At 65.0% G+C, this 13,474-nt stretch carries 17 protein-coding genes; 3 read left to right on the top strand and 14 right to left on the bottom strand.

Translation table 11 applies throughout. From position 1 onward, the window contains the following. Nucleotides 1-180 precede the first annotated feature (180 nt). On the top strand, nt 181-1,830 hold the full coding sequence (locus VN634_08710) for a hypothetical protein (protein HXC50951.1): 1,650 nt from the start codon (nt 181-183) through the stop codon (nt 1,828-1,830). A 90-nt stretch (nt 1,831-1,920) separates the two neighbouring features. Here the strand turns inward: VN634_08710 and VN634_08705 are convergent, their stop codons facing one another. Next, nucleotides 1,921-2,979 carry a BON domain-containing protein gene (locus VN634_08705; GenBank protein HXC50950.1) on the bottom strand — a complete coding sequence of 353 codons (1,059 nt, stop codon included), beginning with the start codon at nt 2,977-2,979 and terminating at the stop codon, nt 1,921-1,923. A 147-nt stretch (nt 2,980-3,126) separates the two neighbouring features. Beyond that, a complete protein-coding gene (locus VN634_08700; protein ID HXC50949.1) occupies nt 3,127-3,339 on the bottom strand; it encodes a CsbD family protein in 213 nt (70 codons plus the stop codon). A gap of 275 nt (nt 3,340-3,614) precedes the next feature. Here VN634_08700 and VN634_08695 point away from each other — a divergent pair, with 275 nt between their 5' ends. Beyond that, nucleotides 3,615-4,229: a superoxide dismutase gene (locus tag VN634_08695; GenBank protein HXC50948.1), complete on the top strand. Its 615-nt coding sequence runs from the start codon at nt 3,615-3,617 to the stop codon at nt 4,227-4,229. Between the two features lie 23 nt (nt 4,230-4,252). Here VN634_08695 and VN634_08690 read toward each other — a convergent pair whose 3' ends face one another. The 9 genes from VN634_08690 to VN634_08650 form a co-directional block, all read right to left on the bottom strand. Next, nucleotides 4,253-5,614, bottom strand: coding sequence for an AI-2E family transporter (locus tag VN634_08690; GenBank protein HXC50947.1), 1,362 nt, complete (start codon nt 5,612-5,614; stop codon nt 4,253-4,255). A gap of 31 nt (nt 5,615-5,645) precedes the next feature. Then, on the bottom strand, nt 5,646-6,038 hold the full coding sequence (locus VN634_08685; GenBank protein ID HXC50946.1) for a hypothetical protein: 393 nt from the start codon (nt 6,036-6,038) through the stop codon (nt 5,646-5,648). Nucleotides 6,039-6,043: 5 nt separating this feature from the next. Further along, nucleotides 6,044-6,250 (bottom strand): hypothetical protein, encoded by a 207-nt coding sequence (locus tag VN634_08680; protein HXC50945.1) that lies wholly within the window; start codon nt 6,248-6,250, stop codon nt 6,044-6,046. 17 nt (nt 6,251-6,267) lie between these two features. Beyond that, the gene (locus tag VN634_08675; GenBank protein ID HXC50944.1) at nt 6,268-6,510 is read right to left on the bottom strand and encodes a hypothetical protein; all 243 of its coding nucleotides are present in this window, start codon (nt 6,508-6,510) and stop codon (nt 6,268-6,270) included. A gap of 3 nt (nt 6,511-6,513) precedes the next feature. Beyond that, a complete protein-coding gene (locus tag VN634_08670) occupies nt 6,514-6,900 on the bottom strand; it encodes a phage holin family protein (GenBank protein HXC50943.1) in 387 nt (128 codons plus the stop codon). A 166-nt stretch (nt 6,901-7,066) separates the two neighbouring features. Next, nucleotides 7,067-8,884 (bottom strand): ABC transporter ATP-binding protein/permease, encoded by a 1,818-nt coding sequence (locus tag VN634_08665; GenBank protein ID HXC50942.1) that lies wholly within the window; start codon nt 8,882-8,884, stop codon nt 7,067-7,069. A 10-nt stretch (nt 8,885-8,894) separates the two neighbouring features. After that, nucleotides 8,895-9,086 carry a hypothetical protein gene (locus VN634_08660; GenBank protein HXC50941.1) on the bottom strand — a complete coding sequence of 64 codons (192 nt, stop codon included), beginning with the start codon at nt 9,084-9,086 and terminating at the stop codon, nt 8,895-8,897. 8 nt (nt 9,087-9,094) lie between these two features. Further along, on the bottom strand, nt 9,095-9,271 hold the full coding sequence (locus VN634_08655) for a DUF1328 domain-containing protein (GenBank protein HXC50940.1): 177 nt from the start codon (nt 9,269-9,271) through the stop codon (nt 9,095-9,097). Then, nucleotides 9,265-9,612, bottom strand: a complete 348-nt coding sequence (locus tag VN634_08650) for a hypothetical protein (protein HXC50939.1) — start codon at nt 9,610-9,612, stop codon at nt 9,265-9,267. The genes VN634_08655 and VN634_08650 overlap by 7 nt, the downstream gene beginning before the upstream one ends. A 190-nt stretch (nt 9,613-9,802) precedes the next feature. Between VN634_08650 and VN634_08645 the strand changes: the two genes are divergently transcribed. Continuing rightward, nucleotides 9,803-10,249 (top strand): helix-turn-helix transcriptional regulator, encoded by a 447-nt coding sequence (locus VN634_08645; protein ID HXC50938.1) that lies wholly within the window; start codon nt 9,803-9,805, stop codon nt 10,247-10,249. Between the two features lie 460 nt (nt 10,250-10,709). Here the strand turns inward: VN634_08645 and VN634_08640 are convergent, their stop codons facing one another. The 3 genes from VN634_08640 to VN634_08630 form a co-directional block, all read right to left on the bottom strand. Further along, nucleotides 10,710-11,909, bottom strand: a complete 1,200-nt coding sequence (locus tag VN634_08640; protein HXC50937.1) for a hypothetical protein — start codon at nt 11,907-11,909, stop codon at nt 10,710-10,712. A 563-nt stretch (nt 11,910-12,472) separates the two neighbouring features. After that, a complete protein-coding gene (locus tag VN634_08635; GenBank protein HXC50936.1) occupies nt 12,473-13,099 on the bottom strand; it encodes a response regulator in 627 nt (208 codons plus the stop codon). A gap of 151 nt (nt 13,100-13,250) precedes the next feature. Further along, nucleotides 13,251-13,427: a hypothetical protein gene (locus VN634_08630; protein ID HXC50935.1), complete on the bottom strand. Its 177-nt coding sequence runs from the start codon at nt 13,425-13,427 to the stop codon at nt 13,251-13,253. Nucleotides 13,428-13,474 lie beyond the last annotated feature (47 nt).

Below are 13,474 nucleotides of genomic sequence, written 5' to 3'. Positions count from 1 at the left end.
TGCGCGGGTCGCGGACCTTACGCTCTCGTCGATACCCTTTCTAGCCGGATGGGCGCTGGACAGCGGCGCCGAGCTCACGAACCCGCAATCGCACCGAGCATCCCGCCAGAGCGAAAGTACGTCGACACAACTCCTCTTCCGCTGTAGGGATGTGGAGGGCATGTCCCGGGGGTCCTCGAAGTGAATCAAAACCGTATCCGTTCCACCGCTGTCGCTCTTCTGCTTGTTGCGTTGCCCGGCCTCTGCGCAGCATCGCCTTCCGATGAGCAGCGCTGCCTCGTCGCCAAGCACAAGGCGGTCGGAAAGCACCAGGGCTGCATGCTGCGAAGTCTCGCCGCCGCAGTCCTCGAATCCGGCACGCCCGACTCGATCTCCTGCGACGACTCGCTGCAGAAAGCTTTCGCCGGAGCCGAAGACCGCTATGGCAGCAGCTGCCGCACGAGCGGCGACGCGAGCGTGCTTGCGTCGCGCGGCGCCGATCTCGCCGGCGCGCTCGACGTGCTGCTCGATCCGGGAAGCGCGGATGCGGGTCAGCTCGCGTGCATCGCCGGCAAGATCGAAGCGGCCGGCCGCTTCGCATCGTGCATCGAGAAGGCCGAGACCAAAGTGATCTCGAAAGGCCTCCTTTTTCTCGACGACTCGCGCTGCAACGCGAAGCTTGCGGCGACGGTCACCAAAGTGGAAGGCGAAGGTTCGTGCCCTGCCGGCGGAGACGCCGCGAGCATCGAAACCGCCGTCGAAGCGGCGTTCCGCGAAGGCGAAGCCGACCTTGCGAACCTCGGCACCGCCGACTTCGCGGGGCCGGGCCGCTATCACACCACGTCGCGCACGTTCACGTTCGTGGACTCGACGCGCGCCACGCGGCCGAACGGAACATACGAAGGCGCACCGGACCGCACCCTGGTCGCAGCGGTCACGTATCCGGTCTTCTCGGAAACAACCGGCAAGCTCCCGCTCGTGGTCCGCGCACACGGCTTCGGCGGATTCCGCTTCGATTCGACCGAGCTGGTCGACCATCTGGCAAGCCACGGAATGATCGTCGTCTCGCCGGAGTTCCCGCTGTCGAGTCTGAACGCTCCGGGCGGTCCAACGCTCGTGGATCTGGACGAGCAGGTCGTCGACGTCGGCTTCATCATCGATCAGGTGCTCGCGCTCAGCGCGACACCGGGAAGTTTTCTCGAAGGAAAGATCGATGCATCGCGCATCGGCGTGCTCGGTCACTCGCTAGGCGGTGCAACCGTGCTCGGCGCGGCCTACCATCCGACGCTGGCCGATCCGCGCATCAAGGCGGTGGTCGCGCTGGCTCCGCTCGCGTGCTTCTTCGAGCACGAGTTCTATTCCGGCGGCACGGCCCCGCTGATGATCGTCTCTGGCACGGCCGACATCGTCACGCTGCCGACGAGCAATCATCTCGCCGCCTATTCGGACGCAAACCCCGAGAAGTATCTCGTGTCGCTCGACGGCGGCCTGCACACCAACTTCATCAGCGATTTCCTGCATGACGACAGCATCAACGCCGACGACGCGCTCGCCTGTCCGTCGCTGATCCCGCCGGGCTCGCCGCGGCCGGTGACACTGGAAGTCACGATTCCGGATGATTTTCTCGGCGGCGCTGCGGCCGGTGTCGACACGACCGCTTCGGCGTGCGAGCCGATCTGCCCGCTTCCGGGTCCGACGTGGATGGCGCACGGGCGCCAGATCGAGCTCGGCGAGGCCGCTGCGACCGCGATGTTCGAGAGGGCATTCTTCTCGAGCGGCCCGGCCGACCGCATGCTGACGGAAAGATTGGACGGCGAGAACGCAGACGTCGCGATCAGCTACGAGCGCTGAGCGGACAGCCGGACGTTCCTTCAGATAGAATCGGCACCCGCGCCGCGACGTTGCCCCCGGCAGCATCGCGGCGCGGAGCCTATCCTACGGTCAGCGAATAACGAGATCGCCGCTGACCGAACACACGCCCCTGGTCGCACGGGCAACCTGCATCGCCTGCACGCGGTCGGTGCCCGAAGCCACGCTTCCGGTCAGCCGCACGACGCAGTTCTTCACTTCGCTGCTCACACTGATGAGCTCCGCGTGGCGAGCGAGATTGGTCTTCACGTTGCCCTGGATCACGTCATCCTTGGCTTCGATCGTCGGCTGATTGGCATTCGGCACGACCTGGAGCTCGTTCTTCACCGATGCGACGCCGCCGGCCTTTTTGGCCTCGGCCTCGGCGATCGACTTGCTCTCGGCAGTCGGAACCATGCCGAACAGTGTTACGACGCCCGCGCGCGTATCCACGTTGATTTCCATCGCCGGAGTCGCAGCGTTGCCGAGCAGCCGCATCTTGACCATCGACGTGATGTAGAGGTCGTTGGCTGCGCTTCGCGTGGTCGCCGGCTGGGTGCCGACCGGAACGTTGCGCTCCATCCAGACGTCGGCATCGGCAAGCGTTTCCTGGCTCTGGATCTCGCTTGCGACGCGGCGTACGCCCTTGACTGCCGTCGCGATCTCGATCGCCGTCAGCTGGTCGCTGAGCGTCGTCGCCTTGCCCATCAGCAGGACGACACCCTTGTTGACCGACTGCACCGTGATCGTGCTGTCCTTGAGCGACGGGTCGCCCGAAAGAGCTGCGGTCACGCGCTGGCTGATCGCATCGTCTTTTTCTTCGACCGCAGCTTCCTGCCGGGCCGGTACGACCTGCAGAAGATTGCGGACGCCGGCAGTGCCCTGAACGGCCTTCGCCGTGCGCTCGGCAGCCTGACGTTCGGCATCGGTATTCACCGTACCGTGCAGCGTGACCTGGCGGTCAACCGTGTCGACGTTGACGTTGGTCGAGCTGACGCCCTCGGTGGTCGCCAGCGAGATCTTCACCTTGGTGGTGATCCACGCATCGGCCGGAGCGTTGGCGGCCAGTGCCGGAGTTGCGAAAGCGATGGCAAGCAGCGCGGCAAGCGAGCCGGCGCGACCTTTTGTGAGAATGGCGGATTTCGAAATCATGTTTGTTTTTCCTTGCTGCCGGATGCCGGCTCGAGCGGGCGGGAGCTTGTGCAGTGCGTGACGCGCCCGCCGGCAGAGAGAATGTCTGCACGGCGGGCGATCGTCGGAGCATTCGCCTTCGGCCAGGCCGACGGCGAACAGGCGTAATCAGTGGACGACCTTGTCGAGGCTCTTTTCGAACCTCGTGATCTGTTCTTCGGCGGCTTCCTTGGCGAGGCCGTATTTCGACTGGATCACGCCGGCGAGCCTGTCTCGCTTGCCGCCGATCTCCGTCAGCTCGTCGTCGGTGAGCTTGCCCCAATGTTCCTTGACGCCGCCGGCGAGCTCTTTCCACTTTCCTTCAATCTGATCCCAGTTCATCGCGATCTCCTTCTGTTGTGCCTTCCGGGGGTGACCACCGTCATCGCGGGATGAAGATGCTTGGCATGCACGAAATGGCTCGGATCTGCGGTGCAGGTCGACACCGTGCATGGTCCCTCCTGTATAGGGCTGCTCCGGGCGATCGGTAAGGCGGGACTTCTACGCACGTGGTTGTACGGGCATGCGCGGCCTGTGCAGCCTGACAGTCCGCATCCGGGCGGTACGCGTAGTTCTGCGCTCTATCGGACGCACCGGAGAGCGTCGTACAACCGGACATGAAAACCTACGTTTTACCCGAGCTCACTTACGACTATTCCGCGCTCGAGCCGCACTACTCGGCGCAGATGCTCGAGCTCCATCACAGCCAGCATCACGCGGCGTACGTCGCCGGCGCGAATGCAACGCTCGGCAAGCTTGCGACGGCGCGCGCAAGCAGCCACTTCGAGACCATCAACCAGCTTCAGAAAAGCCTCGCGTTCCACGTCTCGGGTCACGTGCTGCACTCGCTGCTGTGGCGCAACTTGAGTCCGCATGGCGGCGGCGAGCCCGACGGCGAGCTGCGTTTTGCGATCAACGAATGCTTCGGCGGCTTCGATGCGATGCGCAGTCAGATGATCGAAGCGGCAACCAACGTTCAGGGTTCGGGCTGGGGAGCCCTGGCCTGGGAGGCCGTCGGCCAGCGACTGGTCGTCGAGCAGATCTACGACCATCAGGGCAACATCGGCAACGGAACGATTCCGCTGCTGGTTCTCGACATGTGGGAGCACGCCTACTACCTGCAGTACCAGAACGTGAAGGCGAGCTGGGTCAGCGCGTTCTGGAAGCTCGTCGACTGGGAAGACGTGGGGCGCCGTTTCCACTCCGTGCGCACGGTCGACCTCGTACTCTGAGGCCGTGAACCTTCGCCGCCCGCTCAGGGTTTCGCGGCAGACGTTTCCTGTTCCGCATCGTGTGCGGCAACGTTCAGCGTCTCCACTTCCTGCACCGCTTCCTCGAGTCGCTGCGTTGCGGGCGCTCCGGGCGCGTCGTCCGCTGCGATCAGTGTCTCGACGCGTTTGACCGCTGCTTCGATCTGCTGATCGACGGCGTCCACCACATGGTCGGCCGACGCCGGATCGATTCCCATCCGGCTGGTGCGACCCCGAAGCCGCGACCGGGCCTGCTGGCCGATCGAGCGCACGTGGACGCGCAGGTCGTCGGTCGGGTCGTCGATCGCTCCGGTCGGCTGCACGTCGGCGTTGACGAACAGCGTATCGAGCAGCGCCTGGATCACGGCCGCCATCGGAATGGCGACGAAAACTCCGGCGATCCCATACAGCGTGCCGAACGAGAGGATTGCCACCAGGCTGACGAGCGCGCTCACGCCGACGGTGCGGTGCATGATGCGCGGGATCAGCACATTGCTCTCGACCAGATGCAGCAGCACGGCGAACGCTATGACGAACGGCACGCTGTGGCCGCCGAGCGGCAGAGCCACCAGCAGAGCGGGCGCGACCGCAAGCAATGGACCGATGAGCGGCACGGCTTCGAGAAGCCCGGCCAGCACACCGAGCGCGAGCACGTTCGGCAGACCGATCAGCGCGTAACCGGCTGCAGAAGCCACACCGATGAAAAACATCGCGAGCCCCTGACCTCGCAGGAAACCGCCGAGCCGCAGCTCGATCTCATGCCAGATGTTGAGCGCGCGCGGCCGGCTTTCGACGGGGATCATCGAAACCACCACGCGCTCGAAGCGCGGGAGCTCGAGCGTCCAGTAAAACGCGATCGCCAGCACGCTGACGAAGTAGACCGGGATCTTCACGATGCTGGTGGTGACGCCGAGAGTGCCCGCAACGAGTTGCGGCGCCAGATCCGTCAGAGCCGGAGCAAGTCGCTCGAACGGCGGAAGACGCGCAGCGATAAATCGAAACAGGCCGGTGCCGCTTCCCTGCAGGTGCGCGCGGGCTTTGCCGTAGTTCTCGGGCAGTGCGGCTGCGAACGTACCGAGCTGGTCGAACAGCATCGGCCCGACGGCAAACGCGACGAGCGTAAGCGCCAGCAGCAGGAACACATAGAGGAGCAGGACCGCAAGGCCTTTCGGGATACCGCGCCGGCAAAGCGCGCCGTGCCACGGCTGAAGCGCCGCCGCGACGACGACGCCGACGAACATCATCAGGAGGACGTCGAGCAGCTCGTACGCGACGGCTGCGACCGCGACCATCGCGATCACGACCGCCGTGGCGGCGGCGATGGCGCGCAGATCGAAGCTTCCGGAGGTATTGGCGCCGTCGTTCATTGCGATGGCGAATCCTCGTACCGGCCAGGGCTCAGGTGACCGGCTCGAGGGCCGGCGTGCCGGCAGGCTCTGGCGGAACCGGCCGCGAGCCCATCTGTCCGGCCATGCTTGAGAGCTCGCGCACGAGCTGACCCGCGACGATTCGCGCTGCAGCGCCGAGCATCATCATTGTGAGCGAGGACCGCAGGCCGCCGCCGAGCACGTAACCGATCCCGGCGGCCGCTCCGAGCGTACTGTACGGCTGACGGCGGACGCGATCGGTGACGTATCGCTCGAGGTCGTCGCTCGCGCTCTGGACTTCCGTCGCAAGCGTCGCCGCGTTGTGCTGGAGCTGCCGCGCGTGATGGCCGATCGAGCGCAGGTCGCGCAGTAGCGGCTGGGCGCCTGCGGTCGGTGCTTCTTCGTTGGTGTCGGAATCGCGCACGATTTTCACCGCGATGTCCGCGACGCGAGGCGTGCGAGCAGGTAGCCGAGGCCGGCCGCGACCAGCACGGCGACGATCGGTCGCTCGTGAACGAATGCGCGGGCCTGCATTTCCAGGTCCTTGAGACCCGAGCCGAGCGCATCGATCTCCGATTGGGCTTGCGGCTCGCTCGTCGTCAGAAGGCGCGGCTCGGTGGCAGATTCTGTCATCATCGTTTGTCTCCCTCTTCTCAGGCGTCTCGCCAGGATCGATGGGCGCTCTCGTGCGACGCGGTACGGTCGCCGAGCCACGCACCGATCAGGAATGCGCCGAGTGCCCACGTCAGCGGCGAGGACCGGATGCGGTCGCTCACGTCGAGCTTGTGCCCGGCCGCGTCGCTCAGCTCATGGAGCGCAACGCGCACTTCTTCCCGGTCGTGCTCGATCGATTGAAGGAGCTCTTCGCGCTCTTCGCTGTAGTCGGGGTTGTCCATGGCTCAGATGCTCTCGATCGCTGGATTCGCATCCAGCGTGTGGTGTGCGTCATGGCTGGCCCTGGGTGCGCGGGTGCGAGCCGACTGGCCGAAGCGTGTCAGCATCATCGCGCAGCCGAGCGCACCTGCGCAGTTGACGAGGCCGAACGTGAACAGGCGAAGCGTCGCGGCCGAATCCGGGATCAGCAGCAGAACGCCCGCGCCGGCGACTGCGAACCACGCGCCGGCGGCCAGAAGCATGCAGATCCCCGCAAGTGCCGCACCCGTCAGCGAACGCGAAACGATTTCCTGGACTTCGAGCAGAACCAGGTCGATGCGCTTGGACAGGATGCTGTGACTGGCTGAGACGAGGTGTTCGAGAGAAGAGGTAACGGGACTGTCGGCGGACATACCGTACTCTACGCACCCTGCGGCAGGGCGGTAAGCTCGCACTACTACGCACGTGTATCTACGCGGAGAGCAGCCGGGGCTGCGTCCATCCGACGAGCGGCCGAGGCCGCAGCCATTCGACGAGCGGCCGAGGCCGCATCCATCCGACGAGCGGCCGAGGCCGCTCTTAAGCAGCTGACAGCGACTCCGGCTCTCCGGCCGCCGCCGCGTCTTGGACCTCCCACGTGCCGTCGATTTCCAGATGCAGGATTCGCTCGTGGTACTGGGCAAGCGTCTGCCGGTGCCCGACGCTGACGAAGCCGATGCCCGACTTCTGCAGCATTTCGTAAAGCGAATGCTGGTTGTCCTCGTCGAGCGCGCTGGTGGCTTCGTCGAGGAACGCGAAGCGGGGCTTGCGCAGGAACAGGCGCGCGAACGCGATGCGCTGCTGCTCGCCGATCGACAGCACGTTGGTCCAGTCGACCACGCGGTCGAGATCGTCGTCGACCCGCGCGAACACGTCCGCGAGATTGACCTGCTCGACAACCTCGCGAATCCGGTCGTCGGTGAGCTTCTGCTTCGGATACGGATACAGGAGCTGATCGCGCAGGCTGCCGTCGACCATGTACGGACGCTGCGGCAGGAACATCAGCTCGATGAGCGGCGGACGCTCGAGCGAACCCCCGCCGCTCGGCCACAGGCCGGCGATGGTGCGCAAGACCGAGCTTTTGCCGGTTCCGCTCGGTCCCATGATGAGCAGGCTCTGGCGCCGCCGCAGGTCGAACGACAGCTCTTCGACGAGCGTCTTCGTCGGACCCGACGACGCGGGCGTACACACGGTGAGGCCGTCCAGGCGGATGAAGCGGCTGTCCTCGTCGAGCTGCTCGCCGGCCTCGAGCGCGGCTCGCGCTTCGTCGGCATCGAAGTCGTCGAGATTGTCCCACAGCGCGCCGAGACGCTGCACGCCGGCAAGATAGGTGCTCAGGCCTTCGAACTTGGTGATGATGAGCGAAACCGCGGCCAGCACCTGCGCAAAGGCTGCGACAGCCTGCGTGACCACGCCGAACTCGATCCGCCCCTGCATGAACATCGGCGCAACGACGGCCAGCGGAAGCACGAATGCCGCGTAGTTGTAGGGCGTGGTGAAGAACGCGAGCCGCCGGTTCCAGTTGATGATGAGGCCGGTATTGGCGACGACTTTGCCGAGCCGCGCTCCGAGATCGTTCTGCTCGCGGCTCTCGCCGCGGTAGAACGCGATCGACTCGGCGTTGTCGCGAACGCGCACGAGGCCGTAACGCAGGTCGGCTTCCTTCTGGTACTGCTGGAAGCTCAGGCGCACGAGCCGCTTGCCGATCAGCACGCTCAGGATCGTGCCGGCAATCGCGTACCCGAACAGCACCGCGACCAGAAGCCCCGAGATTCCCCACAGAACGCCGAGGAAAGCGACCAGCGTGACGCCGGAGTTGAGCACGATCAGCAGGAACGAGAGCGAATTTTCCGTGAAGTTGCGGACGTCTTCGCTGATTCGCTGGTCCGGGTTGTCGACGCCGTCGGATCCGCGAAGCCGGTAGTACGCGCGGTTGTTGAAGTAGCGCTGGATCAGGTGCGAGGCGAGCCATTCGCGCCACAGCAGCGCGAGGCGGTGCTCGGTCCAGCGGTAATAGACGCCGAGCGGCACGGCCAGCGCGAAGGTTCCGAGATAGATTCCGAGCAGGCGCCAGTAGGCGCCCGAATCCTTCTTCGCAATCGCGGTCATGAAATCGCGGCCCGCGTAACTGATCAGGACCTCGACGCCGCCGACCGAGAGCGCGAGCGCAAGCAGCACGACGAGAAAGCCTCGCGCCTTGCGCTGTTGGCTCGATGCGAAGAACGCTTTGGAGATATCGCGGAACTGCCGGAACGTTTTGGCTGTGGATGCACCGGCCCCGTTGGCGGTGGCATCGTTCGGCAAGCCGGCGGATTCGCCGGATCCCGCGGATCCGGTCGAACCGTTCTCCGTCGTCATCGGATTGGACTCAGAGCGCTGCCGGCGCGGACGGCCACCGCTCGCGCGAGGTGACGAGCAGCATCACGAAGACAGTCAGGCTCGCGAAAGAGATCGTGTCGTTCGCAGTCAGCGCGAGCGTGTCGCGGCCACCGGCGAGGCAGATGGCCTGCCCGACGACCACCCCGACCAGCACCCACAGTACGTTGCGAACGATCGGCATGAATCTTCTCAGGACCTTCGCAGCAATCCGCGACCGCCGCCCGAGATCATCGAGACAACGAGCAGCACGACAGCGATGACCGCGAACAGCCAGCCGATCTGCATCGACATGCCGGCGACACCGGCAAAGCCGAGCACCGAAGCGATCAGGGCGATCACGAAAAAAGTAACGGCGTAATTCAGCATGACGGGAGTCTCCTTTCCTGCAGCGCCGAGGGGGCGATGGTTGCGATCGTTGCGCGGCCGGCCGGCCGATCGGTGTCGCCTGGCAGCAGGCCGAGCGAACGGCGAACCGCCGGGGGATCCAGATCAAGAGCTTCGCAGACGCGAACGAACGCGTAGACCCAGCTTGCATCGTTCGAGAGGATCCACTCGGCATCCTGTTCGAAGCGGCGCCTGCCTTGCGAATCGCGCGCGTGCCGGTACTTGTCGATGCACCGCATCGCGTCGCGCATCAGCGCAACGAGCAGCCGGCGCTCGGGTGGAATGTCCGAGTGCGGGCTGGAATGCTCGCGTCGCAGAAGCATGGCGTAAGCCCGCGGGTCCGCGGAAGGACCGGGAGCGGCGGATTCAGCAGTCGTCGTCGCTGGCTTCATGCCCTGCTTGTAACCTTCCGCAGGGCGCCGGGTAAGATCGCAAAACTACGTGGGTGGCCCTACGCGCGTAGTTCTGCGCGCGCAACATTCCGATCTAGGCAGCCGCGACGAGTCGACTAGAGTGACTGGCAAGCGCGATTCCCGCGGAGAGCAACGCGCGCTGCCGGCCGAATCGTTCCCTGCGACCGGCGCGCCGGCAATACAATCCGCACAATTTCAGCCAACCCGCGCGAACAAGAAAGGTAGCCAACTCATGAGCATCACAAACAATTCCTCTCCGAGCTTCTCCAATCCGCACTCCAACGGCTCGATCCCGCAGCGGTCGGCCGCCGCGCCGCAAAACCGGGTGATCGCGATCGACTCCGCCGCACCGCGCCGGGCGATGACCGAGCGCGAGAAACACGTGCTGCGCCTGATCTGCGACGGACTGACGAACTCCGAGATGGCGGTTCGCCTCGGCATTTCCACCGAGACGGTGAAATCGGAGCTCAAGAGGATCTTCCGCAAAATCGAAGTCCGCAACCGGACCCAGGCGGCCGTCCTGCTGGTCAAGCAGGGTATGGCCTGACGGAAAGCTTCGCAGCCCATGCCGCGCGTCTCGCGACGGCATGGGCTGCGAAGTCCTTCGCCCGACGAGTTTTTCGGGCTCGTCGCGGGTTGGTATGGGTCCTTCGAGGTCCTGGAGCCGCGCGCAACCAGCCTGATTTCCAGGCCCAGACCACTGCTGCCAGCGATGGGAGACTTGGGACGTCCTGCGGATGGGGCGTCGCACCTCGCCCGTCGCCTTTCTGATTTCTGTCGCACCTCGCCGTCGCGTGTCTGATTCCTGTCGCGCCTCACCGTCGCGTGTCTGATTTCTGTCGCACCTCGCCGTCGCGTTTGTCTGACTCCTGTCGCTTCGGTGGATTCGGTCCGAGCAGACGGTCGTCGGTATGTTCGGCGAACGCGCGAGGAATTCGCGCGCGCCTTCGCTACCAGGACAATCTACATCGACAAGATCCGGACTCCGACGACGTCTTCCGACGTCTTCACGGAGCGGCCGCCATCGCGCCGCCGTCGACGGCACGACATTCCCCGGGGAATGTTCGCGCATCGGCGAGATTGCCACGCTTCGCGTGCATGAAGGCGCGGCCGAAGTCGAGGTCGGCCTGATACTGGTTGTGTGCCGCGCAGCGCAGCTCGATGTTAGCCGGCGTAGGAGGTCCGCCCATGGCGAACGGAGCTTTGTGGTGGAAGTCGATGTTGCCCGTCTCGCGGCAGCGACGTCCGCGGCCGTCTACGTAGCGGCAGCGTCCCGAGTCGCGTCGCCATACCTCACGCCGCACGGCTGCGGGGATTGTCCGGGATCGCTGTTCTCGCTGCGAAGCGGCTGTATCGGCCGCGGGCATTGTGGCGGGACAGTCGGGGCATTCCGCGTTCGTCGACGTGGTCGACCCCGGTCGATCGGTGCATTTTTCTTTCGGCGACGTCGTCGATTTCGGTCGATCGGTCGAGCCTGCCTTGCGCGCGAGTGTCCGGACGAGCAGCACGTCGATCGCACGACTTATGATCGCGGCTGCGTCGCGACCGGTCGCCGAGCGGCCGAGCAGATCCTGAAGCGACCGGAGCTTGTCGTGCGTGGCTTCGTCTACGGTGATCTCGATCTTGTAACGACGCGGGCTGAGCGGAACGATCGGCTTCGTCACTTTTGCCGGCTGCGCTGACGGTGGAGCGATCGCAGTGTCGTCCAACGTTGGCGCTGCCACCGCCGGCCCATTGTTCGCCGCGCACCCTGCGCGAGCCCTGGGCATCGCACGAATACGCGACGCCACATCCGCTCGCGGCGCCAGCTCGGCAACCAGCCGCTCGACCTCGCGCGAACTCTTGTGCCTGGCGCGCTCGAGCACTCGCAGGTGGTTCTCGGTCGTCAGATGCCTGGCCAGCAGATGGATCGCGCTGAGATGCAGCTCGCCGCGTGCGACCAGGTCCAGCACGACCGGAAAGCGGCGCGCCGTACGCGCAGCCCAGAGCCGTTTCGCAGTTACCTGCTCCGACATGTGGAAGCGCTCCATGCAGAAGCTGAACATGGAGGAGCAGGCATGCTTGGCCCAGAGCTTGCGCTCGTCGATCTCGGCGATGGCGACGAGAAGCGCCGCAGTAGTACGACGGTCGCGAGCGACGAGGCACTCGAAGTGATCGAGCAGTTCCTGTTCGGAGAGTTTTGCAACGCTGTCGAAGGATGTCGTCATGACGACCCTTGTAACACGGGTTTTTCAGGCGTCGTTCGTCCCAAGGACGCGACCGCTCAGAGACATGCGCCTGTCGCGACAAGCCGCGAGATCCGAGCGGCGTAACGCTCGAAGTCGGCGAAAAAATCCGTGCGCTCCGTTTCGCTTCGCTATACGCGACGTCAAGCGACGAAAAACCGCGTCAAGCGAAATCGACATCGCGACGACGCTTCGATAACAAAAGTGTCATAGCTGGCCGTGATTCGCGCCCGGCAGGACGCGACCAGATGAGTGCGCGAGGTCGAGCAGAGCACTCTCGACCTTGCCGTCCCGCTGACGTTGCGCGACGCCGCGCGCGTACTATCCGACAAACCTTCGGATCCGTCGCCGTCGCGCCCCGCTGCAGATGCTCAAGACACCGATCACTCTGAGCGCTGATGCATCAGACGAAACCTGGGTCACATTCCCCGGGGAATGTTCGCTGCAGCAGCCACATAGCGCGCTGGCCGTGCTGCGCATCGTAACAACAAAGCCATCGTCGGTAGCGGCATCGACACCCACACCAATCCACGAACACCCTTTCCTCAGTCTTCGGTCTTGTCGCCGCGCGCATTCATCACGAAGCGCACGAGCTGCGCCGCCGACGTCACCTGCAGCTTCGACAGGATCCGGCGCCGGTGCCCTTCTATGGTGCGCACGCTGATGCCCATGTCGTAGGCGACTTCCTTGGAGGTACTGCCCGCGACCAGGAGCGCCATCACTTCCCGCTCGCGCGGGGTCAGCGACGAAAGGCGGTCGAGCCCTTCGGCCCGCCGCGAGGCCGCTTCGCGTGCGGCGCGATCGTTTTCGATCGCAGCGTAAATTCTGTCGAGGAGCTCCGCCGGCGGCGGAGGCTTCTGGAGGAAATCGAACGCTCCTGCCTTGAGCGCGCGCACCGAGCTCGCCACGTCGCCATGCCCCGTCAGCACGATGATCGGCAGGCGCACGTCGCGCCGGCGCAGCTCGTCCTGGAGATCGAGACCGCTGCCTTCCTTCAGTCGCATGTCGAGAAGCAGGCAGCCTGGGCGACGCGGATCGAAGGCATCCAGGAACTCGCGGCTGGACGAATACGCCTCGACCGGAAGCGACACCGACGCGAACAGCTCGCAGAGCGAACGGCGAACGGCCGCGTCGTCGTCGACCACGAAGACGGTAGCTGCTTGCTCGGTCATCTGTGGGGATTGCTGGGGCACAGCTCAACGCCTTGCGGGACTGTCTCCCGCTGCTTTTCCTAGATCAAGAGACATTCTCTCCGTGACAGCGGTCACCGCTCGACGCGAGCGTCGAACGGACGCGCGCTCGCAAAGAACGGGTCGGTCCTGCCTACTCGGTCGTATGTGTTTCCACGTGAGTCGAGGTCCGTTTTTCCACGACGACCGGCTCGGCCGGGACGCTCTGCACGCTCTCGTGCGTGGTCGTGGTGGTGCGACGCTCGCAGCTGCAGCCGGAGGCCACCGTAGTGAACGCGAGAACGCTGAAGGCGACAAGAAGCTTGTTCATTGGAATTTCCTTTTCGGGAAGGCCGAAGAGAAGGGGTCCGGGGCGCC

This window comes from Candidatus Limnocylindrales bacterium, assembly GCA_035571835.1.
GTDB lineage: Bacteria > Desulfobacterota > Binatia > UBA1149 > CAITLU01 > DATNBU01.
The sequence above is the reverse complement of the archived record's forward strand: the minus strand, read 5'-3'. Positions and strand labels throughout refer to the sequence as shown.

Excerpts from the sequence above, each read along its gene's own strand:
- VN634_08695 (HXC50948.1), top strand. The coding sequence starts at position 3,615 with ATGAAAACCTACGTTTTACCCGAGCTCACTTACGACTATTCCGCGCTC.
- VN634_08630 (HXC50935.1), bottom strand. The coding sequence starts at position 13,427 with ATGAACAAGCTTCTTGTCGCCTTCAGCGTTCTCGCGTTCACTACGGTG.
- VN634_08650 (HXC50939.1), bottom strand. The coding sequence starts at position 9,612 with ATGCTTCTGCGACGCGAGCATTCCAGCCCGCACTCGGACATTCCACCC.
- VN634_08680 (HXC50945.1), bottom strand. The coding sequence starts at position 6,250 with ATGATGACAGAATCTGCCACCGAGCCGCGCCTTCTGACGACGAGCGAG.
- VN634_08690 (HXC50947.1), bottom strand. The coding sequence starts at position 5,614 with ATGAACGACGGCGCCAATACCTCCGGAAGCTTCGATCTGCGCGCCATC.
- VN634_08700 (HXC50949.1), bottom strand. The coding sequence starts at position 3,339 with ATGAACTGGGATCAGATTGAAGGAAAGTGGAAAGAGCTCGCCGGCGGC.
- VN634_08665 (HXC50942.1), bottom strand. The coding sequence starts at position 8,884 with ATGACGACGGAGAACGGTTCGACCGGATCCGCGGGATCCGGCGAATCC.
- VN634_08670 (HXC50943.1), bottom strand. The coding sequence starts at position 6,900 with ATGTCCGCCGACAGTCCCGTTACCTCTTCTCTCGAACACCTCGTCTCA.
- VN634_08705 (HXC50950.1), bottom strand. The coding sequence starts at position 2,979 with ATGATTTCGAAATCCGCCATTCTCACAAAAGGTCGCGCCGGCTCGCTT.
- VN634_08660 (HXC50941.1), bottom strand. The coding sequence starts at position 9,086 with ATGCCGATCGTTCGCAACGTACTGTGGGTGCTGGTCGGGGTGGTCGTC.
- VN634_08675 (HXC50944.1), bottom strand. The coding sequence starts at position 6,510 with ATGGACAACCCCGACTACAGCGAAGAGCGCGAAGAGCTCCTTCAATCG.
- VN634_08655 (HXC50940.1), bottom strand. The coding sequence starts at position 9,271 with ATGCTGAATTACGCCGTTACTTTTTTCGTGATCGCCCTGATCGCTTCG.
- VN634_08640 (HXC50937.1), bottom strand. The coding sequence starts at position 11,909 with ATGACGACATCCTTCGACAGCGTTGCAAAACTCTCCGAACAGGAACTG.
- VN634_08635 (HXC50936.1), bottom strand. The coding sequence starts at position 13,099 with ATGACCGAGCAAGCAGCTACCGTCTTCGTGGTCGACGACGACGCGGCC.